20 protein-coding genes, 1 tRNA gene and 1 pseudogene are annotated in these 20,942 nt (G+C 63.7%); 8 read left to right on the top strand and 14 right to left on the bottom strand.

Annotated elements, in window-relative coordinates:
• Positions 1-36 precede the first annotated feature (36 nt).
• Positions 37-1,674, top strand: coding sequence for an ATP-binding protein (locus tag FCS99_RS09490; RefSeq protein ID WP_138511887.1), 1,638 nt, complete (start codon positions 37-39; stop codon positions 1,672-1,674).
• Here FCS99_RS09490 and FCS99_RS09495 read toward each other — a convergent pair.
• Complete coding sequence (locus tag FCS99_RS09495) at positions 1,671-1,931, bottom strand: sugar phosphate isomerase family (protein WP_233352733.1); 261 nt, start codon at positions 1,929-1,931, stop codon at positions 1,671-1,673. The genes FCS99_RS09490 and FCS99_RS09495 overlap by 4 nt on opposite strands.
• A 189-nt stretch (positions 1,932-2,120) precedes the next feature.
• Between FCS99_RS09495 and FCS99_RS09500 the strand changes: the two genes are divergently transcribed.
• Positions 2,121-5,534 carry a tetratricopeptide repeat protein gene (locus FCS99_RS09500; protein ID WP_138511889.1) on the top strand — a complete coding sequence of 1,138 codons (3,414 nt, stop codon included), beginning with the start codon at positions 2,121-2,123 and terminating at the stop codon, positions 5,532-5,534.
• Positions 5,531-7,132 carry a type IV secretory system conjugative DNA transfer family protein gene (locus FCS99_RS09505; RefSeq protein ID WP_138511891.1) on the top strand — a complete coding sequence of 534 codons (1,602 nt, stop codon included), beginning with the start codon at positions 5,531-5,533 and terminating at the stop codon, positions 7,130-7,132. Before FCS99_RS09500 ends, FCS99_RS09505 begins: the two co-directional genes overlap by 4 nt.
• Positions 7,133-7,165: 33 nt before the next feature.
• Here FCS99_RS09505 and FCS99_RS09510 read toward each other — a convergent pair.
• The 3 genes from FCS99_RS09510 to FCS99_RS09520 all read right to left on the bottom strand — a co-directional run bounded on the left by FCS99_RS09510 (position 7,166) and on the right by FCS99_RS09520 (position 9,865).
• Positions 7,166-7,242: transfer RNA gene (locus FCS99_RS09510), tRNA-Met, on the bottom strand.
• A gap of 97 nt (positions 7,243-7,339) precedes the next feature.
• Positions 7,340-9,397 (bottom strand): methyl-accepting chemotaxis protein, encoded by a 2,058-nt coding sequence (locus FCS99_RS09515; RefSeq protein ID WP_138511893.1) that lies wholly within the window; start codon positions 9,395-9,397, stop codon positions 7,340-7,342.
• A 135-nt stretch (positions 9,398-9,532) separates the two neighbouring features.
• The gene (locus FCS99_RS09520; RefSeq protein ID WP_138511895.1) at positions 9,533-9,865 is read right to left on the bottom strand and encodes an energy transducer TonB; all 333 of its coding nucleotides are present in this window, start codon (positions 9,863-9,865) and stop codon (positions 9,533-9,535) included.
• 338 nt (positions 9,866-10,203) lie between these two features.
• On the opposite strand from FCS99_RS09520, the gene FCS99_RS09525 reads away from it, so the two are divergent.
• Complete coding sequence (locus FCS99_RS09525; protein WP_138511897.1) at positions 10,204-11,265, top strand: malate/lactate/ureidoglycolate dehydrogenase; 1,062 nt, start codon at positions 10,204-10,206, stop codon at positions 11,263-11,265.
• Here the strand turns inward: FCS99_RS09525 and FCS99_RS09530 are convergent.
• Positions 11,262-11,687, bottom strand: coding sequence for an organic hydroperoxide resistance protein (locus tag FCS99_RS09530; RefSeq protein ID WP_138511899.1), 426 nt, complete (start codon positions 11,685-11,687; stop codon positions 11,262-11,264). The two genes, FCS99_RS09525 and FCS99_RS09530, sit on opposite strands and share 4 nt — an antisense overlap.
• A gap of 122 nt (positions 11,688-11,809) precedes the next feature.
• On the opposite strand from FCS99_RS09530, the gene FCS99_RS09535 reads away from it, so the two are divergent.
• A complete protein-coding gene (locus tag FCS99_RS09535; RefSeq protein WP_138511901.1) occupies positions 11,810-12,280 on the top strand; it encodes a MarR family winged helix-turn-helix transcriptional regulator in 471 nt (156 codons plus the stop codon).
• Here the strand turns inward: FCS99_RS09535 and FCS99_RS09540 are convergent.
• Positions 12,277-12,771 carry an acyl-CoA thioesterase gene (locus tag FCS99_RS09540; RefSeq protein WP_233352737.1) on the bottom strand — a complete coding sequence of 165 codons (495 nt, stop codon included), beginning with the start codon at positions 12,769-12,771 and terminating at the stop codon, positions 12,277-12,279. The genes FCS99_RS09535 and FCS99_RS09540 overlap by 4 nt on opposite strands.
• A 228-nt stretch (positions 12,772-12,999) precedes the next feature.
• Between FCS99_RS09540 and FCS99_RS09545 the strand changes: the two are divergent.
• From FCS99_RS09545 to FCS99_RS09555, 3 genes and pseudogenes are all read left to right on the top strand, one after another.
• A pseudogene (locus tag FCS99_RS09545) lies at positions 13,000-13,638 on the top strand (AAA family ATPase); the annotation flags it as partial.
• Between the two features lie 348 nt (positions 13,639-13,986).
• Positions 13,987-14,508: a hypothetical protein gene (locus FCS99_RS09550; protein WP_138511905.1), complete on the top strand. Its 522-nt coding sequence runs from the start codon at positions 13,987-13,989 to the stop codon at positions 14,506-14,508.
• Between the two features lie 137 nt (positions 14,509-14,645).
• Positions 14,646-15,035 (top strand): hypothetical protein, encoded by a 390-nt coding sequence (locus FCS99_RS09555; RefSeq protein WP_138511907.1) that lies wholly within the window; start codon positions 14,646-14,648, stop codon positions 15,033-15,035.
• Positions 15,036-15,041: 6 nt separating this feature from the next.
• Here the strand turns inward: FCS99_RS09555 and FCS99_RS09560 are convergent, their stop codons facing one another.
• The 8 genes from FCS99_RS09560 to FCS99_RS09595 form a co-directional block, all read right to left on the bottom strand.
• Positions 15,042-15,677, bottom strand: coding sequence for an LON peptidase substrate-binding domain-containing protein (locus tag FCS99_RS09560; RefSeq protein ID WP_138511909.1), 636 nt, complete (start codon positions 15,675-15,677; stop codon positions 15,042-15,044).
• 42 nt (positions 15,678-15,719) lie between these two features.
• A complete protein-coding gene (locus FCS99_RS09565) occupies positions 15,720-16,274 on the bottom strand; it encodes an SRPBCC family protein (protein WP_138511910.1) in 555 nt (184 codons plus the stop codon).
• Positions 16,275-16,326: 52 nt separating this feature from the next.
• A complete protein-coding gene (locus FCS99_RS09570; RefSeq protein WP_138511912.1) occupies positions 16,327-16,842 on the bottom strand; it encodes a DUF1993 domain-containing protein in 516 nt (171 codons plus the stop codon).
• Positions 16,843-16,951: 109 nt separating this feature from the next.
• Positions 16,952-17,329, bottom strand: coding sequence for a curli-like amyloid fiber formation chaperone CsgH (gene csgH, locus FCS99_RS09575; protein ID WP_138511914.1), 378 nt, complete (start codon positions 17,327-17,329; stop codon positions 16,952-16,954).
• 89 nt (positions 17,330-17,418) lie between these two features.
• Positions 17,419-17,931 (bottom strand): curlin-associated protein, encoded by a 513-nt coding sequence (locus tag FCS99_RS09580; RefSeq protein WP_138511916.1) that lies wholly within the window; start codon positions 17,929-17,931, stop codon positions 17,419-17,421.
• 200 nt (positions 17,932-18,131) lie between these two features.
• Positions 18,132-18,839, bottom strand: a complete 708-nt coding sequence (locus FCS99_RS09585; protein WP_138511918.1) for a hypothetical protein — start codon at positions 18,837-18,839, stop codon at positions 18,132-18,134.
• Positions 18,840-18,953: 114 nt separating this feature from the next.
• A complete protein-coding gene (locus tag FCS99_RS09590; protein ID WP_138511920.1) occupies positions 18,954-19,850 on the bottom strand; it encodes a hypothetical protein in 897 nt (298 codons plus the stop codon).
• A 145-nt stretch (positions 19,851-19,995) separates the two neighbouring features.
• The gene (locus FCS99_RS09595) at positions 19,996-20,763 is read right to left on the bottom strand and encodes a cell wall hydrolase (RefSeq protein ID WP_138511922.1); all 768 of its coding nucleotides are present in this window, start codon (positions 20,761-20,763) and stop codon (positions 19,996-19,998) included.
• Between the last annotated feature and the right edge of the window lie 179 nt (positions 20,764-20,942).

The following is a 20,942-nucleotide window of genomic DNA, read 5'->3' on the forward strand; positions in this document are numbered from 1 at the left end:
ACCTCCGCCCGTATTGGTTAGTGAGGGTTTTTGGGGATGAACCGTCTCGTTCGCGACGTATTGATGCATGCGCCCGTCATCGCGCCCAGCGCGACCGGCGAATATGTCTATGACCTCCTCTCCGAGGATGAAGACCTTCTGGTCGTCGCCGTGGTGGAGGACCGCAAACCGGTCGGGTTGATCTCCCGCGACCGCTTCTTCCTGAAAATGGCAGACCGGCACGGCCGCGCCTTGTACGGGCGCCGCCCCATCTCCTTCCTGATGAGCAAATCGCCGCTGATCGTCGAGAGCTGCAAACCGGTTGAAGAGCTCAACGCCCTGATTGCCCGCGACTGCCCCTCGGCGCTGATGGAGGGTTTCATCATCACGCGCGAGGGTGACTATGCCGGTGTCGGCACGGCGCTGGAACTATTCCGGCTGATGTCGCGGGAGAGCACGGAACGCAATCACAAACTCTCCGCCCTGGCCGAACAGCTGGGCCGCGCGCGCATCGAGGCCCTGGCCGCGTCCAAGGCCAAGTCGGACTTCCTGGCCACGATGAGCCATGAAATCCGCACGCCGCTGAACGGCGTGCTGGGGATCACACAATTGCTGATGGCGGGCCAGCTGGACGCCGAGCAGGCCGACATGATCCGGGTCATCGATGACAGCGGCCAGATCCTGCTCCGTCTGCTCAACGACATACTCGACCTGTCCAAGATCGAGGCGGGCAAGATGGATCTGGACACCGCCGTGTTTGACCCGTGCCAACTGGCCAGCGACACGCAAACCCTGTGGTCAGCACGGGCCGGCGAAAAGGCGCTCGACTTCTCGATCGATGTCCAGGCGCCCGAGGACGCACGCTATGAAGGCGATGTGGTGCGGCTTAAGCAAGTTCTGTTCAACCTGATCGGCAATGCCATCAAGTTCACCGATGAGGGTCTGGTCGATGTCCGCATCGCCCTGCATGCCATCGGCCGCCGCCGCAGCGTTCTGCGGGTGGATGTGCATGATACCGGCTGCGGGGTCAGTGAAGCCGCGCGCGCGGACCTGTTCACTGCCTTCACCCAGGCCAATTCCGAAGCAACGCGAACCCATGGCGGTTCCGGGTTGGGCCTGACCATCTCCAAACGCCTGGTCGAGCTCATGGGCGGCACAATCGGCATGCGGTCGCGCGAGCCCCAAGGCTCCACCTTCTGGTTCGAAGTGCCGCTTCGCCGGGTCCTGGAAACCCCTGTGCCGGCCAAGGCCGGCAACGCGCCAGTCCAGACCGGGACCGAGGCGGCCGGGTTGCGGGTATTGGTGGCCGAGGACAACCCCATCAATCAAACGGTCGCCCGCGGCTTCCTGAAACTGCGCGGCTTGAAACCGAGCTTTGTCGAGAACGGACAACAGGCCGTCGAAGCCGTCCAGGCGCAGGATTTTGATCTCGTCCTGATGGATATGGAAATGCCGGTTCTGGATGGCCTGGATGCCACCCGGCAGATCCGCCGTTTGCCCGGCCCGGCCGGACGCACGCCCATCATCGCCCTGACCGCCAATGCGGTGCACGGATCAGCGCAGCGCTGCCTGGAAGCCGGCATGAATGCCTATGTCTCCAAACCCATCGACCAGACGGCCCTGTTTGCCGCCATCGACGCCTGTCTGGCTCCCACGTCGGCTGCGCCCGAGTCAGTGGCGAGTGACGCGGCCTAGTCGGCCTGCTCGGGGTCGACCTGACGATACATGTCATGAGCGGCTTCATCATACCCGTGACGGCGGCTGATGATGAGAATGGCCGAAAGCCCCCCGCCGACCACGACCGAGAAGGCAATGCCCAGGCCGAGCGCGATCCAGCCATGCGGTCCCATGGAGATGTCCGGCATGTTGAAATAACCCACGGCCAGATAAACGAGGCTGGCCAGGACCGCGACCGCAGCCACGCAGAGGAGAAGGAAATTGGTTCGGATCACGATTTGGCTCGCTTGAAAGCTGGACTGTCTATGTAATCGATCCTCGGCCGGTTTCATGCCCCCGATCGCGGTTGCGGCGGATATGTCGCAGGCTGTCGGCCAAGCCCGCAAATGACCGTCCGAACATTGACTAATCCATGGCTGGCGGCCTGAATAATCCATAATCATCCGGGGGTTGGGGGAATTGATATGGGCATTTCGGTCGAGCACGGCCTGACCGCACTGCTGAATGGTGCCGTCTCCTTTGCCTTCGCCATAGCGGCTGCCGGATTGCTCTGGCTGGTCTTCCAGCTGATGAAACTCGTGCACCTGGAAACGGCGGCTGGCTGGCTGTTCCGGCATGCCGACCGCTTCCTGCGCGAAGGCATCGTGCATGTGACCGGCGCTTCGCTGAAGACAAGCTGGAAGCGTTGGGGCGTCTTCGTTCTCTATTTCGTCCTTCTGGCCATGCTATCGGCCTTCGCCCCGCTACCGGCCGCCCTCACCACTGTGGTGATCGCGCTGGTCTCCATCCTGGCCATCTACCGGCTGTGGGAACGCGATGAGGACCAACGGGTCGAACGTGCTTCGGAGGGGCGGTCCAATTATGATGGCGAGGATCTGCGCGACGAGATGTTCGCCGCGATCGCCCTACTGCTCTTCTTCATCCCGCTGGGTTATGTCCGCATCAGCGAAGCCGGTACCATCCTGTCAGGACATTCGCCCTTCCCCAGTGTCGATGCTGCCCTGTTTGTCTGGGGCGAGCTGACGAAGGCGGTGCCGCTGGTCGACTGGAGCGAGGTCTTCCAGGTCGACAATCTGTCCGGGGTCCAGGCTGCCGGTTCGACAGGCCTGGCGCTCAATTTCTTCATCCGGATCCTGTTCGACCTGCTGGTCCTGGCCGGCCTCCTGCGCACGCTCGACATTGTGCGCAGCCAGGCCAAGGGCATTGATCTGCGGGCCGAAGAGGCATCCCTGCGAACGGGTGATCCGGTCCGGATCGGGAAGGCGCTCGACAGCATTATCGCCTCTGCCCTGCTGGGGCGCCGGCATGCCATTTCCCACCTGTTCGAGATCACCAGCGCCTCACGTCCGGATGGGCGGCTGACGGAGCCGAAATGGCGGGAAAGATCGGCCCGCGCCCTGTTTGATGCCGCCGAGGCCCTGAGAGCATCGGCCAAGGATCTCACCGACCTGGACAAACAGCTTCTGGCCATCGAGGCGATCAAGACCTCGGCCGGCTACATGCGGAAAGTGGATCCGCCTTACTGGGCGATGACGCAATCCATCCTGGGCAATGCCCTGCAGACCCTTGGACAGCTTGCCGGGGATACCACGCGGTTCGAGGAGGCTGCCCTGGCCTATCGCGCAGCGTTGACAGTGCAGAACCCGCGCACCATGCCGAATGACTGGGCCGGCACCCAGAACAATCTCGCACTGGTCCTGCACGCCCTGGGCAAGCTGACCGGTGACACGGAAAAGCTGAAGGATGCCGCGGAGGCCTATCGGGCGGCCCTGTCCGTCCGTGGCAGCCGGGAAACCCCGGACAAGCACGCGCTGACGCTGAGCAATCTGGGCAACACGCTGCGTGCCCTCGGCACCCGGACAGCCGATACCGATATACTGGACCAGTCCACTGAGGCCTTCATGGAGGCTCTCAGCCTGGTATCCCGCGACACGTTCCCGGACGCCTGGGCCGCTGCCCAGAACAATCTCGGCGCGACCCTGGAAACCTTGGGCACGATCACCGGTGATGTCCCGGTCCTGGAAGCGGCCGTGGCCGCCTATCGGGCCGCCGGTGAGGTCTATACGCGCAAGGACTGGCCCAAGCAGTGGGCGATGACCCAGAACAATCTGGGCAATGTCCTGTCGGTGCTGGGCGAAAAAGCCGGTGATGCCGCACAGCTTGAAGCGGCGGTGCGCGCCTTCCGGGATGCCCTCGAAATCCGGACCCGCGATGCCATGCCCGCAGACTGGGCCGCGACACGGAACAATCTCGGCGCCACCTTGCGCAGCCTGGGCGCCCTGCAGCGCGACGGGGGCTTGCTGGAAGACGCCATCGCGACCCATCAAGGCGTGCTGGAAATCTACAGCCGGGAGGCGGTGCCGGACCGCTGGGCGATGACCCAGTACAATATCGGCCAGGCTCAGAGCGAATTGGGGGCGATGGCCGGAGACACGGCCCGGCAGGCTGACGCACTCCGGGCCTTCCGCGCCGCGCAGAGCGTTCGCAGCCGGCAAAGCCAGCCCGAGCAATGGGCCGCGATCCAGAACGCGGTCGGCCTGGCCCTGAAGCGGCAGGGCGAAGGCCAGGGCGATACCGGCCTGCTGGACCAGGCTGTAGCCGCCTTCGCAGAGGCCAGGGAGGTTTCAACCCGCGAGCGCTCCCCCCTGGAATGGGCCCGCCTCCACAGGAATTCCGGCGATGCGTTGGCGTGCAACGGTCGGATCGGGGATGATGCGGGGCGACTGCAGACGGCCGTCTCGCACTATCGCAACGCCCTGGAGGTCTACACACCGGACGCCCTTCCCGACCTGTCTGCGAAAGTCCAGAACGCGCTGGGACTGGCCCAGAAGCGCATCGGGAAGCTGACGGGCGCACCGCAGGCCTATCAGGCGGCGATCACGGCCTTCACGTCCGCCCTCGCGATCTGGACCCGCGAGGGAGAACCGCACGCCTGGTCAAAGGCCCAGCATGATCTCGGACTGACCCTGCAGGAGGCGTCGACCCCGACCGGCGACACCGAACAATTGCGGGCCGCCGTCTCCGCCTTCGAGCAGGCCCTGCAAGCCCGGTCGAGAACGGATGCCCCCCAGGCCTGGGCCGACACACGCTCCCAATTGGGTGTGGCCCTCTGCCTGATTGGCGGGTTTGAGGAGGACACCGGTCAGTTGACCGGCGGGATCGAAATCCTGCGGGAAGCCTTGGCTGTGCGTGACCGCGACGCGGCCCCCGCCGACTGGGCGGTGTCCCAGAACCATCTGGGCGTTGCCTTGCAGACGCTCGGAGAGCTGACCGGGGATGCCACTGCGCTCGAAGAAGCCGCTTCCGCTTTCGACGCTGCCCTGTCGGTGCAGGACAAGACCACATCCCCGGCGGAATGGACGTCCAACCAATTCGGTCTCGGCAGCGCCTTGCTGAGCCTGGGAGAGGTCACGGGCGACCCGTCCCGTGTGGAGGCCGCCGTGGCGGCCTTTCGCACAGCCCTTGACGCCGCGTCAGACAGGGCCGCGTCCAACCAACCGGCCCTCATCCGGTTCCGCCTTGGCAGCGCCCTCCAGTCACTTGGCCAAGTGTCCGGGGATGCGGCCCCTCTGGAAGAGGCCGTGTCGCTGTTCCATGATGTCCTGGAGCAAGCGGATCCGCACGGTGCCGAAACGGGTCAGCTGCGCTTCATGGCGCTGGCCCAGAAATCCACGACATTGCGCAGCCTGGGCGAGATCACATCGGATACAGCCCGCCTACAGGAAGCCGCCGAGGCCTGTATCGAGCTTGCGGAACTGTGCGAAACGGGCGGCGATGCCGAGATGGCGGCTGCCGTGCGCCAAGAAGCCGACGAGATACGCGCCCTGATCGCCGGGCAAGAGACCCCGGAAACACCGACTGCCCCGGAGACCCCATGACGACGTCACCCCGCCTGCCCTATCGCATCGATCCCAACGGCCTGCTGGTCGGCTACTCACTGGAGGAGGAGGCGCACAAGCCGGTGATGGGCTTCGCCTTCCGGGAAGCCGTCGAGAAGGAGAAGGACGATGAGGATGACGACCTCCTCGAACCGATCCTGCACACGGGCGACGGCCATCTGATCAGCATTGCGCGCACCGGGGCCGGCAAGGGTGTCGGCTGTATCATCCCGGCCCTGCTGCGATATCAGGGGCCGGTGATCGTCATCGACCCCAAGGGTGAGAACTATGCCGTCACCGCCCGGCGCCGGCGCGAGTTGGGGCAAACGGTCCATTTGATCGATCCCTTCGGTGTGACCGGGGATCCCTCCGGTGCCTTGAACCCGCTCGATCTGATTGATCCGGAAAGCGAAGACGCGATCGATGTCGCCGCCGAGCTGGCCGAGCTGATCGTCACCAATCCCTCGAACCGGGACCCGTTCTGGGATGAACGCGCCCTGTCGCTGGTGACAACGATGATCCTGTTCATTGCGTCCCAGCGTCCGCCCGTCCTGCGCAATCTCCAGGAACTCCACTTCCTGCTCAACCAGTCCAAGCTGGACCTGGAATTCACCTTCAAGGAGATGGAGAAGAGCAAGCTGGATGCGGTCCGCAAGGGATGCGCCCTGTACAGCACGGCAGAGCCCAGGGTGTTTGCTTCGATCCTGTCGACCGCCCAGTCCCACACGGATTTCCTGCGCAGCGCCGGAGCCCGGACCAGCCTGGGTGAGTCCACGCTGAAGCTCGAGGACATCACCAATAGCGAACCCGCCTCCATCTATATCGTGCTGCCGCCGGAGAAGCTGGAAAGCCATGGCAAGCTCCTGCGGATGTGGATCGGGGCGATGATGTCGGCCATCACGCGCCGTCGCACCCGGCCGGACAGGCCCACCCTCTTCATTCTGGATGAAGCGGCGCAGCTGGGCACGATGCGGCAACTGCGCCAGGCGATCACCCTGCTGCGCGGCTATGGGCTGCGCACCTGGAGCTTCTGGCAGGATCTCAGCCAGCTCAAACATCTCTACCCGGATGACTGGCAGACCATGATCAATAATTGCGAGGTCTTGCAGGCCTTCGGTTTTGCCAATGCCGCCGTGGCGCGTGACGGAGCCGATCTCACCGGGTTCAGCAATTGGCGCCTGCTGCAGGACCTTGAAGCTGATGAAATGGTGCTGGCCATTGCCGGTGATGAAGCCGTCATTGCGCGCCGGCCCAACTACCTCACCGATCCGGCCTTTGCCGGTCAGTTTGACGCCAATGCCTATCACCAGACGGTGGACGCCACGCCGTCCGACCAGAACATTCGCCGCTATGTCCGGAGTGGGGATGTGCGCCGGTTCGAGATCGAACCGGACGGGCTGGACGGTCGTACCCGCATCGCCTTGCGCGATGCCCAGACCCTGCGCGAGAGTCTCGCCCTGCTCGAATACTACTGGAAGGAAGCGCGCCCTGAGCTCAACGGCGCCGGCGATGGCCTGCCCGCCGGCCTTGCCGTCTCGGAACCACATGAAGCGATCATCACCCTGCTTCGCAAGGCGCTGAATGACGCCACCGGCTGACGGATCTGCAGTTTCGGTTTTGAAGGAAGGAAGTGGTGGCGAGGGAGAGACTTGAACTCTCGACCTCACGATTATGAGTCGTGCGCTCTAACCAGCTGAGCTACCTCGCCACGCGATGTCTCTCCCATGCGGGAGAGGGACGCCATATACGCGTAGCGCCCGCGACTGGCAAGCCGCGGGCGCTACCCGATTTCAGTTGGGTGCAGTCTAGGCTGCGCGCACTTCCTGCAGGAACTGCTCGACGGCCGTGCGGAGCTCGCCGGACTGGCGCGAAACGGCCAGGGAGGCTTCCAGAACCTCGCCCGCACTCTCGCCGGTTTCCGAGGTCGCCTGGTCGACTTCCTGGATGTTCGAGAACACGTCGCGGGTACCGTCAGCGGCTTCCTGGGCCGAGCGGGTAATCTCGCCCGCAGCGGCGCGCTGCTCTTCCATCGCGGCCGCGATGGCCGTGGCAATCTCGCTCATCTCGTGGATCGTACCGCCGATCGAACCCATGGCTTCGACCGCTTTCGCAGTGGCGCCCTGGATGCCGGAGATGTGCTCGGAGATGTTCTGCGTCGCCGCACCGGTCTGGCTGGCCAGAGCCTTCACCTCGGAGGCCACGACCGCGAAGCCCTTGCCGGCTTCACCGGCGCGGGCCGCCTCGATGGTGGCGTTCAGGGCCAGCAGATTGGTCTGCTCGGCAATGTCGTTGATGAGGCTGACGATATTGTCGATCGACTTGGCCGCATCATCCAGACGCTGCACATCGCCATTGGTCTGCTCGACCTGGTCCACGGCAGAGCCGGCAATCTCCGTCGAGCGGGCGATCTGCTGGGAGATCTCGCCGATGGAGGACACCATTTCCTCAGCCGCAGCGGCCACGGTTTGCACGTTTTGGGACGCACCTTCGGAGGCTTGGGCCACAGCGGCAGATTTGCCAGTGGTGGCCGCGGCGGTCGAGCTCATGGCGCGGGCCGCGGTTTCCATGCGGGACGCCGCTTCGCCGACCTGACCGATCGCGTCGGACGAGGCCTGTTCGAAGGCCTGGATCAGGCTTTCCACGGCCGCCGCACGCTTTTCCTTCATGCGCTGTTCGGCTTCGGTCTCGGCTTCCAGACGCTCGCGCTCCTTGGCGTTTTGGCGGAACACATCCACCGAACGCGCCATGTCGCCGATCTCGTCATTCCCCGGCGTGAAGCCCAGATTGACGTCGCTGTCGCCTTCCGCCAGGGCCCGCATGGTGCGAGCCATCCGGCTGAGGCGCTGAAGCAGCATGTTGTTGACGTAGAACCAGCCGATCGCCGTGGCGACCAGAATGCCGATGATCGCGATGGAGATCATCAGGACACGGCCTGCCGTCACCGCGCCATTGGCGGCTTCGGTGGCTTCGCCCACACGACCGTTCACGGCCGCCTTGAAGGCGTGCACATTGGCCACGAGGTCTTCCGCAGCGAACCGGGCATCATCGGCCACGATCTCGGCGGCAGCCACCGCAGCGATCTCCGCCTTGCGCAGTTCGAAAATGCCTTCATCGCCTTCGCCGAAACCGATCAACGTGTCGGCCTGGCCGCGCATCACGTCGGAGACAATCGGCCCGAGAATGGCGAGGTTCACATCCAGTTCGCCGACGGCTTCATCCCAGGAGTCGTAGACACCATCGACGTCCGGATTGGTCGCGGCGATATCCACTTCGGTGTACTGGATCAGCATCTGGTTGGCCGCCAGCAGCGCACGGAGCAGGCTTTCAATATCCGCTTCATCGCTGGCATCGAGCGCGCTTTCCACGCTGGCCGCAAAATTGGTCCGCGCCGTGCGGGCCGCAGCCGTGGCGTCATAGCGCTGGTCACGGATCTGGAGGCGGCGGTCGACCACGTCGTTCATGCTTTCGACCAGTTCCGACATTTCCTCCACCGAGGCAGCGAGTTCAGCCGTTTCCTCGACATTGGACAGACGCTGCAACGTCTCCAGGTCGTTCGTCAGATTGTTGCGGAGCTCGACCACACGGTCATAATTGGCCTGACGGGCCAGAACCGTAGGGGAGAGCGAGAAGGCGTTGAGGGCCTCAGACAAACCCTGACTGTCTTCACTCAAGGCGTCGACCGCCTGGATTTCGGGGATCGCCTGTTCTGCGATTTGCTCAACCGCATTGTTGGCGGAATTGAAGCCGGAGATACCGACAACCGCGGAGATCAGCGTCATGGCAGAGGCCAGACCGAAAGCGGCCAGGAGTCGGACCCGGATGCTGGAAGTTTTGTCTAGAAACTTGGCGAGCACAGAATTCATTACGGCGGCCCCTTAAGGTTAATGGCCCGGACAATAAAGATACGGCGACGCTACAGCGCCGCCGTAAATGAATTCTTATTGTGGTCTACGCGTTTCAGTTCTTTCGCTGAATTGCGTTTAATTTCCGGGTCTTGATTAACCGCCCAGATTGAAGTCGAAGCGCTGCTGAACGCCTTCCGTGGACGCCGAGGCCGGCGCATAGGCCCAACCTTCAATGGCGCGCAGCACGGCGCGGTCGAACACGCCTTCCGGATTGGCTTCGACAACGGTCGCATTCTCGACAGCGCCGTCAGCATTCACGGTGTACTCGACAACCGCATAGCCTTCGATGCCGCGACGCTCGGCGCCACGCGGATATTCCGGTGCCTCGACCTGCGTCCGTTCACGGTCCTGCGCCATCGCCGGAGCCGCGGAAAAAGCCATGGCCGTCATTGCGGCCGCCAGGATCATTTTGCCCGTCTTGTTCATAGACTTACCCTTCATCCGATAGTCACTGGCGCTGTCCGGGATCTTCCCCGTGTTCGAACGCCGCCCAAATTTCTTGCGGGTCGTTGTGGCCCGACGTGATGAAGAATGCCCCAAAGCGGTTGCCAAACGCTTAAGTGCGATTCGTTTTTCCGCCTTTGACGCAGATTTTTTTACTAATTAAATACAAAGGCTTATGGATTTCGAACGACGAAAACGAGGTTACTGTGCCAAAACGCGACACATCGCCGCCTGATTTTTGGTTAACAGCCGCCTAATCGAATAAAAGAGTTTCGAATTATTTTCGTTCAACCCCCAGCCGATGATCCGGCGGAGACCTGATGACCGAATACCGAATTGAAATCGAACGCCTTCATCGCTTCTCCGAAGACGTGCTGGTCCGGGCGGGTGCCCGCCCGAAAGACGCTGCCAGCGTCGCCGCCCATCTCGTGGATGCCAATCTGAAGGGCCATGACAGTCACGGCGTCGGCCTGTTGCCGGCCTATCTGCGTCATGTGCGGGAAGGTCTGGTCACCCTGGATGCCGAGGAGACCTGTGTGCAGGAGACTGCCGTGCTGCTCCAGATCGATGCCGGCGGGGGGTGGGGCGCGCCCAGCGGGCACCGGCTGATGGATCGCGCAGGCGCGATGGCGCGGGAACAGGGGATCGCGGCTGCCACGATCGGCAATGTCCACCATCTGGGCCGGATCGGCGCCTATGCCGAGCAGGCCGCAGAGGCCGGGCTGGCCTCTCTTCATTTTGTGAATGTCACCGATCACGGCCCCTTGGTCGCTCCGTATCGCGGTTCGGACGCGCGCTTCGGGACCAATCCGGTCTGCATCGGCTTCCCGGCGGCGGGCAAGCGGCCCGCCTTCCTGCTCGACATCGCCACCAGTCAGATCGCCCTGGGCAAGGTCCGCGTCGCAGCAAGCCGGGGCGGTCGCGTTCCGACCGGCAGTCTGATCGATGAGAAGGGTCTGCCCACGACCGACCCGACCGGCATGGCTGGGTTCGAACTCAAGGGTGCCCTCACCCCGATGGCGGGCCACAAGGGCTACGGACTGGCCTTCGCCTGCGAAATCCTCGCCGGCGTCCTGTCCGGAGCGGGAACCATCCAGCCGGGCAATCCGCGCCGCGGCGGCATCCAGAACCGGATGCTGTCCATCCTGATCAATCCGGACAAGTTCGGGGATCGAAGCTGGATGGAAGAGGAAGTCCAGGCCATGGCCGATTACGCCCTCGCCTCGCCCCTGATGGATTGGGACAGCCCGGTTCTCTATCCAGGCGACCCGGAACGGGCAATCGCCGGCAAAAGGCGCCGGGAAGGCATCCCGCTGGCTGACAAGACGGTGGCCGCCCTCAATGAGGCGGCCACACGCCTGGACTGCCCGACCCTGACCTAGGCCACGCTCAGCGCGACATCGATATTATTGCGGGTCGCATTGGAATAGGGGCAGACCTGATGCGCGGCCTCGACCAGTTTTTCGGCCAGCGCCTTGTCCAGGCCCGGCAGATCCACATTCAGGGCCACGGTCAGTCCGAACCCGCCTTCATCTCGCGGCCCGATACCGACTTCGGCGGTCACCCGGGCATCGTCCGGCACTTTCGCGCCGACGGAGCCGGATACGGCTTTCATGGCGCCGATGAAGCAGGCGGCATAGCCCGCCGCAAACAATTGCTCGGGATTATTGCCTTCACCCCCGGCGCCACCCAACGCTTTCGGGGTTGCCAGTTTGAGCTGGAGCGATCCGTCCAGGGTTTCGGCAACCCCGTCCCGTCCGCCCGTGGCCCGTGCTTGAGTCGTATAAAGAACATTGACTGCCATGATCGGCTCCCATTTATATCGTGCACGATTTAATCGCACGCAGATACATAGGCCACACCCCCTCACGGTTCAAGCGGTTGCGAATAAATCGTGCGCGATTATTTTCAGTGCAGGAGATCCGCATGCATGATGAAGAGACCACCCCGCCGAAACTGACGGACCAGGTCCGCCTCGATGACCTGCTGTGTTTCGCGGTCTATTCGGCCAACAATGCGTTCAACCGCTTCTACAAGCCCGTCATGGCAGAGCTCGGCCTGACCTATCCGCAATTCCTGGTCATGATTGCGCTCTGGGAAGCGGACGGGGTGCGGGTCAGCCATCTCGGGGAACGCCTGGGCCTGGAGTCCAATACGCTCACACCGGTCCTCAAACGCATGGAGGGGCTGGGCCTTCTGGAGCGCAAACGTGACCGGTCCGACGAACGCCAGGTACTCTTACACCTCACCGACAAGGGCCGGGCGCTGGAGAACGAGGCCAGCGGACTTCCGGCCTGTGTGCTCGAAGCGACCGGTCTCGATCCGGCGGAACTGATTACCCTGCGCAACGAGATCGAGCGCATCCGGGCCAAGCTGGAATCGGCGACCGGCCGCTAGCCCAGATCCACACCGACCAGGCCGAAGGGCTCCAGGATCTCGTCCGAGATGCGGACCGGGCGCTTGGTCTGCTTGTCGATACAGCACCATTCCGTGACGGAACGGGAGGAATAGCGCTTGGCGCCCGGCTTGCGGATATCCACATGGCGATCGAAGCGCGGCCCATGGATCTTGCCGAACCAGGTGCGGATCTCGGCTGTTTCGCCGGGCAGGATCGGATCGCGGTATTCGATCGTGTGCTTCAGGGCGATCCAGAAATACCGGTCATCCAGTTCTTTCGTCGCCACGGCATTCCAATGGGTGATGGCAATATCCTGCACCCAGCGCAGATAGACGACATTGTTGACATGCCCGAGCACATCGAAGTCACCGGGCCCCGGCTCCACCCGGCGCATGAGAGCCGTTTCAAAGTCCACAGCTCCGACACCTTCGCCCGGCACAGCCTGGTCCGGCCCGATAATTCCGGCCAGGTCTATCGTGGTATCCGCCATACCCCTCTCCTTCGCACTCGCACAATACATATAGACAAGCACTGTCGCGTGTGAAGCGCATGGGCGCGATGCATCCCCGTCGGCAAATTTCGCAATCGCCTAAAATCACGCGCAAATTCGCCTCAAATCCTGACGCGCGGCTTATCCGGCCCGCAAGACATCCTCGGTTTTAATCGGCATCTCGCACCAGGGGATCGACCCGAAGGCGGTCGGCATAAGAGGTGGATGATGACCGATGAAGATCTGAAAAAGCGCTGCCAGGTCGTTGTATTTGCATCCCAGAAGGGTGGCTCCGGCAAGACGACCGTGTCCGCGCACATGGCCGTCGAGGCCGAACGGGCCGGCGCGGGCCCCGTCGCCCTGATTGACACGGACCCGCAGGGGTCGATGGCGAAATGGTGGAATGCGCGCTCCAGCGACACACCGGCCTTCGCCCAGATTTCAGTGCCGGACCTGGCCCGGGACATCAAGGTCCTGGAAGAGGCGGGATACCGGTTGATCATCATCGACACCCCGCCCGCCGTGACCTCGACCATTGCCGAAGTCATCACCCATGCGGATCTGGTCGTGGTGCCGACCCGGCCCAGCCCGCACGATCTGCGGGCCGTGGGTCCGACGGTCGATATTGTGCAGATGCAGGGCAAGCCGCTCGTCTTCGTCGTCAACTCGGCAACCGCACGGGCCCGCATCACCGGGGAGACTGCGGTCGCTCTCTCCCAGCACGGCACGGTCGCCCCGGTCACCCTGCACCACCGCGTCGATTTCGCGGCTTCGATGATCGACGGCCGCACCGTCGGCGAGGTCAATACGTCCAGCCGCTCGGCAGACGAGGTCGCGACCCTGTGGCGCTATTTTGAAGACCGGCTGATGCGCATGCGCGGCGACAAGCTGGAAATCATGGCGCATCCGCCCCGGTCCACCTTCGAGCGCGACATCCTCTCGCCCGCCACGGCCGGCATGAGCGGGGATGATGATGGCGATGACGAGGATCAGCGGATCGAGAACCAGCCGGGCTATGCCCTTCCCGGCAAGCCGCCGCGCTTCGGGGCCACACCGGCGGCCGGAACCACCGAACCACCCACCCCCTCGAATTCCAACTGGGACGGGGTGGACCGCCGCAAATCCGATATGGGCCCGCCCAAGGGCCAGACTGAACGGCGCCGGGCGCACCAGCCCTTCGGACGCCGCCACATGGCATAGGGAGACGACGCGACCATGGCCAAATACGCCAGCCTTCACGCCGGACTGCTTGCCCGCAAGGGCGAAGCCTCGCCTGCCATTCCTTCCAGTTTTTCCGGGGCCAGCTATGTCGACGCTCCCTCGCCGGAACACCCCCCTGCTCCCGCGAGACCCGCGCCGACCAGCCTGGATGCCGAGCCGCGACGCAGCCTCCTGCAACGCCGCGACATCGAGGCCCCGGATGCGCCGCAGCCGCTCCTGGCTCGCAAACCCGTACCCCCTGTCGAGCCCGCCTCCCCGCCGGCGCCCGACCCAGAGGGCCAGGGGTGCTGCGGTGCTCAGCTAGACCTTCCGGACGATCCCCATGCCGGGGTCGACCGGGCAGCGCGGGCGCAATTCCGCCTGACCAATGAACAGAAGCGCCGCCTGAGAACCGTGGCGGTCCAGATGAACTGGCCCCAACAGCGCATCCTGTCCGACGCCCTCGACGACTGGCTCGACCGGCTGTGTGAAGGCGAGATGAGCAGTTGCGCCTGCCTTCGGGCCCGGCCGGAATAGCGCCACCCGCTCATGCATGGCGGATATGCGGGCCGAATTGGGACCGGTGTCGCTTTTCGCCACATTCCCGGCACGTTTATCCGTACAAAGCGCGCTCTCGCGACCGCAAACGGGTCGTGGCAGCACGGAGGGGTGGTTTGGCCCGATCCTATTCGATGGAAGGCGTGGATATGATTATCCACGGAGCCGTACTGGAAGTCCGGACCGAGGGGGAACGCACCCACGGTAACGGCGCCGCTGCGGCCAATACGTTCGAAAGTTTCCTGGCTGCCATCAATCCGCCCGCCATCATGTTCGACATTCGCGGGGCCCATTACCTGTTTTCCGAACTGGAATGGCAGGAACGCGCCCGTTCCCTCGCCCGCATGTGCCTGGGCCGGGTGATTTGCGTCATCGATCGGGATGACCAGTCCGACCAGACCCGCACCATTCTGGAGATTCATGCGGAACGCGGCGGCAAGGGACGCACTTTCCGCTCCCGGGCCGAAGCGCTGGAATGGCTCAACCAGATGGTCGCCCGCGCCTGATCCGGCCTATTGCAGCGGACCGTCCGCGCCGCCGGTGAGATGTTCGGCCAGGATGGCCTGCATGGTTTCCAGCCGGCGCTCTGAATCATCCGCTTCCAGCAGTTGCTGTTTCTCCGCCGCTGCGAAGGGCGCAACCATCGACAATTGATCAACCAGGGTGACGAGGGGCGCCGCACCGACGCTCTCCCAGTCCGCCGAGACCTGTTCGGACTGGAACCAGGCCTGGAGCATCTGCACCAGCCGGCCCCGATCCCCCTCGATTTCCGAGCGCGGCTCGAGATCCTGGGAGAAGGCCGAGTAATCGGGCCGGGCCACGCGATAGGGTTTGGGCGTATCGACTTCTTCGGACAGGACGAAACGGCTGACCCCTTTCAGGGTGATCAGGTAACGGCCGTCGGAGGTCTCTTCAAAATGCACCACCCGGCCCGCGCCGCCGATCCGGCGCAATTCGGGCTTGTCCGGCGTCCCGCCCTGACGGGTCTGGATGATGCCGATATAGCCGCTGCCCTGCTGCACATCGTCCAGCATGTTGAGATAGCGCGGCTCGAACACATTCAGCGGCAGGAATTCACCGGGCAGCAGAATGGCGCCCCCCAGCGGGAAAAGCGGAAGCAGATCTGGCAGGGATCGAATGTCAGTCATGCTCTCGAGATAGGGCGTCGAAACGCGGTCGCCAAGCCCCCGCTAGTCCGCGAAAGCGGCGCAGGCCTGTTCCGGCTCAAGATGACAACCCGCTTCCACATAGGTTTTCAGCCGCGCCTCGATGAAATGAACCCACACGCTGCGCACCACGCCCGCCAGTTCCGCATCGATATCGCCCATCATGGCCAGATCGATCCGGAACAGGGTCGTGTCCGGGGTCTCCCCCTCGGTCAGCGTCCAGCTGGTCACCAGGTCCACGGCACGGCCGGACAGGCCCAGCGGACCATGCAGACGCAATTGCTCCGGCGCGCGAACGAAGATGACCCGGGCATGCAGGGTGCCATTGTCCGAACCCGCTTCGAAGCGCTCGTAGAAGCGCCCGCCGATTTGCGGCTCGATCACCATTTCCGCCGGGTCCGGCCAGAAGGAATGATCCCACCAACCGGTCACATCACCGGTCGCCGCCTCGAAGACCACATCGCGCGGCGCATCGATTTCAACCGTGATCGTGGTGTTGAAGCCCTGCACCTCGAAGGGTTCGAGAAGCGCCGGATCCTGGGCCCCGATCAGGAAAAGAGACGCGAAAAAGGCGAGCATGACGGACCTCCCGAATGGTTTCCGTCAGTCTAGCCCCGGCCTGGCGCGCCGACTAGCGCTGGGACATGCCCATCATGTCGGCCTTGCCCAGCGGCACACCGATCGCCCGCAACAGGCCATAGGCCGTGGAGGCGTGGAAGAGCGTGTTGGAGATCATGTAATTCTGGAGAAAAAGGCGGCGCGGCAGGGTGAGCTCGCGGTCGGGACCGGCCGGAAAGGTCACCGGGCCTTCCGGCTCCGCGTCGATCGCCGCCATATCCAGGCTCCAGACAAAATCGCGCGATTTGGCAATCCGCGCCTTGAGCGCATCGAAGGAGGTTTCCTCGTCCGGCATGGACGCCGGATCGACACCGGCCAGGCGCGCCATGCCCCGGGCCGAGAAATCACTGACAAGCTGGACCTGTTTGACCAGGGGGAACATGTCGGCGGCCAAGCGCCAGTCCAGATAGACGGACTCTTCGACCCCGGCGTCCCGGGCATGGGCCTGGCCCTTGTCGAGCATGATGGTGACCGCACGATAGGTCTGGTCGAGCTGTGTCTGGGCGATGTTTGAAAGCGTGATGGACATGTGGGCCTCCCGAAAATCCTTTGCGGCAGATTTGGGAAGCCGCCGCGTCGCTGGCAAGCTGATTCACGGCATTCATGAATGAAGCTTGCCAGTCGGCGCAGGCGAGTCGCTAGACCTCGAGCCGGTCGGAGCAGATGGCCATGCCATTCACATCCCACAGGGTGAGACGGGCCGAGACCGAATAGCCGGCCTCCACGTCAATCGAGGAGAGGACCGGATCATGGCCCTCGCGCGGATCGAGATCGCCGCTCTGCATGATGTCGAACCCGCCACCGCCGGTGGACTGGGTGACCAGGAGCGACCAGCTTCCGGGTTGGGCGAGTTCGCTCCACGCGGTCAGCAGGAAGCCGGTTTCGTCGTCCAGGCGTTCAATGCCGCAATCGGGCGAAACGGCCGGGTCGAGTGCCGGATCCAGCCCATCATGGGCTGATACAAACAGGCCGGTTGCCGCGGCCATCGAGGCGAAGAGTGCAAGCTTGAAAGTCATGACAGCCTCCTTTTGCTGCCGGGTGAACCGAAGATTGGGAGCCGGCGGGACCGGGGGGCACAACGCGCCCCCCGATGGCCGGTCCGGACCTAGTGGTCCCCCTGGACGATTAGGGTCACATTGCCATTGCCGGTCTGGCGGATGCTGGCCGACTGGCCATTGCCCACCTGGATGATGCCGGCGCCATTATTGGAACCGTACTGGTCGGTCACGGCGGTGTTGTTGCGGCCGATCTGGGCGATGCCCGAGATGTTGCGGTTGCCGGTCTGGATGCTGGAGCCGTAATTATTGCGGCCTTGCTGACCGATGACAGCGTCATTGCGGCGGCCATACTGGTCGACATGACCTTCATTATAGCGGCCGTACTGGCTGACCGTGGTGCCGTTGCGGGCGCCATCCTGCATCACCGTGACATACTGGCTCTCACCATACTGGTTGATCACCATGCGCTGGCGATAGCCGTTCTGGCGGCCGGCGGCTTCATTCTGGTAGCCCTGCTGGGCAACGCTGACACGGTTCCGCGACTGGGCCTCTGCAGCGCCAACCGTACCCAGGACCGAGATCGCCGCGAGGGCGCTGGCGATGAGAAAACGGGTCTTCATGATCGATACTCCATTCTGTGTGGCCGACGCCCCATGCATCGAAGCCTGACCCTGTTCTAGCGAGGCGTGGATGAGTGGATCCTGAGTGCGATATTCATAATCAAAACATCTAGATGAACGGATTTCGGCACTTCGTTCATAAAGAAACGGCCCGGATGGGAATCCGGGCCGCAAGTCGGGGTACAGAGGGAGAAAAGGGATCAGTTGGACTGACACACCCGGCGCCCCAGGCGGGCGATATAACGGCAGTCGCGTGGCGGGTTCCGGACATAACCGCCAAATCCGGTCGTCGGTCGCGCGGCCGGACGGATCTGCGGCACAGGCTGGCGACCGGGTGCCGCTTGCGGAGCGGGTTGCGGCGCCGGTCGCGGGCTGACCTGACGCGGCGGGGCCAGCCGGCCATCATCCGCGGAGATGGAGGCCAGGCCACCTGACAGGGCCGGGTTGCGGGCGGTGAGCACCTGGAGCACAGCCGTGCGGCAGGTCACCCGGCCGGCATGGTCGTAGATTTCCAGCAGGCCGTTGAGATTATGGTCGGACCGCACACTGTCCAATTCATTGGTAAAGCGCCCGGGGCGGGCCTCGTCGTCATAATGGCCCAGCTCGAACTGGCCGCGGGCCAGTTCCGTATCCGTCCGGCCATTGCCGTTGAAGCGGCCATCCAGACGGATGTCCAGATCGCTGGTACGAATGTCCTGGTTCATGACGAAGGCATAGCTGCCGGACAGGCGGGAGCCGGCCTTCAGGATCACCGTGCCCCGCGCACCAATGATAAAGACCTGGGCCGCACAGCCATGCGGATTGGTCACCGGGAATCCCGTCTGGGCTTGCGCCGTTCCTGTCAGGCCCAACCCCAGCAGGGCGGAGGCAGACACGGCCAGGGCAGCGAGTTTGCGGATCGGCTTCATCGGACTTCTCCTTCTCCAGATCACCTCGTCGAGATGTTGGAGACGGTTCTAGTCGATGTCAGATGATCCCAGCCTGATCGGCCGGTTCAGGCGGCATTCATGCGCGCGGCCCGGTCAGGCGCGCGCGACCTGCTGATGATAGGAGCGGTCGTCTTCCTCGACTTCGGGCAGGAGGATGGAGGCTTCCACCGTATTGCCGACGCCGAGATAATTGATCTGGGTGAAGCCCATCGACTTGGCCAGCTTGATGCCCTTGCCGCGATAGCCCGCCCGGGACGGATTGGCCATTTCCGCCGTCTCCGCATCAATCCCCTCCCCGTCATCCTGGATGACGAAGGTGAGGGCCTTGAGACCGCGATACACGCTCAGGCGGACGCGGCGGTCGGTATAGTCCGGCTCATCGATCCGCTTGGCGACCTTGCGGGCCCAGGACCCGTCGGCCAGGCCCTTGGCCTTCTCCGTCGCATCAAAGCCCAGATTACCGTGCTCGATCGCATTGGCCAGCAGGACGTAGAGGCCGACACTGGACGCACACGGATCCGGGCAGGCCCGGCCCAGGAAGACGGCGAGATCGCGCGCCTGTTCCAGCGTCTGCACGCTGAACTCGCCACTGGCGAGGGCGGTGATGGCGCCGAGCCCGACATCCTGCCCCTCCGGCACGGCCAGGGCATGCTCACGATAGGCGCGCAGCCCCTCGATCGCATTGGTCAGCGTGCCGGCATCGGTGTCGGCATCGAGAAAGACATCAGCCCCGGAGCGCCGCACATTGCCGGTCACCCAGAGCGAGCGCTGCAGCGGCGCCGCATTGGTCTTGGCTTCGGCCAGGCGCTTGGCGTGGGCATCATCGGCGACCACGAGGGCGACCGGGCCTTCATCATCCATGGTCGGGCCGAGATAGACCGTCATGCCCAGGCCCTTGGCCAGGGCCCGGGAGACCACACGCGTCCGGTTGCTGTCTGTCATGCACAGCCAGATACGGTCCGGGGTCTTGCCGATTTCGGCGACGGCCATGGGGTCTCCGCAGATTGGATTTCAGGCGTTTATTGTTTCCGCGCAGTATCCATACAAGACATTAACAATGACTATCGCGCGCTGTGACCGGTCAGGACCCGTCTGGCGCGCAATTCATCAGAGCTGTCAGGAAGCGGCCGAAGGCCTAGGCGTCGCGTTCGCGGACGATCCCGGCTTCGCGTTCACGGCGGGTCGCGAACCGGTAGAAGATGTGCGTACCAATCCGGCGCGTGCGGACCAGGCTTTCATTCCAGTACGGGTCCACGGCCACCGTATGGTAGTGCGTGGCCCGGCGCGTCACGTCACGGCCAAAGCCGAGATAGGCGTGTTGGGCGACCTGCTGCGACCGGCGCCAGGACGCGCCGCGCGGCTCACGGATCATGGAGCCGTCGCAAGTGAAGGTGAACTGACAGCCCGTCGTGCGCTCGGAACCCTCGAACACCACGCCACAAATGGTGTCGGGATAATTGCGGTTGCGCACGCGATTGAGCACGACCTGGGCCACGGCCAGCTGACCGACCAGACCTTCAGAGCGCGCCTCGTAATAGACGGCCTGCGCCAGACAATCGATCTGCGAGGAGATCGCGGCGGCATGATCGAAATGGGTCGTGTTGAAGGTGCGCAGATCATCCAGCGGGCGAGCCGAGACGATGGCGCCCTGTTCGGAATCCGCTTCCAGCGAGATCGAAGCGATGCGCACCAGTTCGCCCGACCGGTCGACGCCACTCATGCTGCTGCGGTCGAGATACTGGGCGGCCAGACGCTGCCATTGCAGGGTCTCGTCCTGAACGCGCGCCCGCTCCGAAGCCAGGTTCATGACCAGGATCGCCATCGCGCACAGCACCAGAGCGGCCAGCATGTAGAATGCTGTCGCGACCTGTTTCTGCTGGCTGCGGGCTTCGTCCAAATTCATGGAACTCTTTCCTGCCGGTCTTCGTTCTTGTCTGCGTTCTGCGCGTTCGGTTCTGACCGAATCACTCTGTGGATTCGACTAATGTACCACTAAAGCGCGGCACCTCTTCGCCATGCAAAGAGCGCGCCTCTCTATGGGAGGCCGCCGGAATGGTCAAGCTTTGACACAAATTACAAATA

This window comes from Maricaulis alexandrii (assembly GCF_005871165.1).
Taxonomy (GTDB): domain Bacteria; phylum Pseudomonadota; class Alphaproteobacteria; order Caulobacterales; family Maricaulaceae; genus Maricaulis; species Maricaulis alexandrii.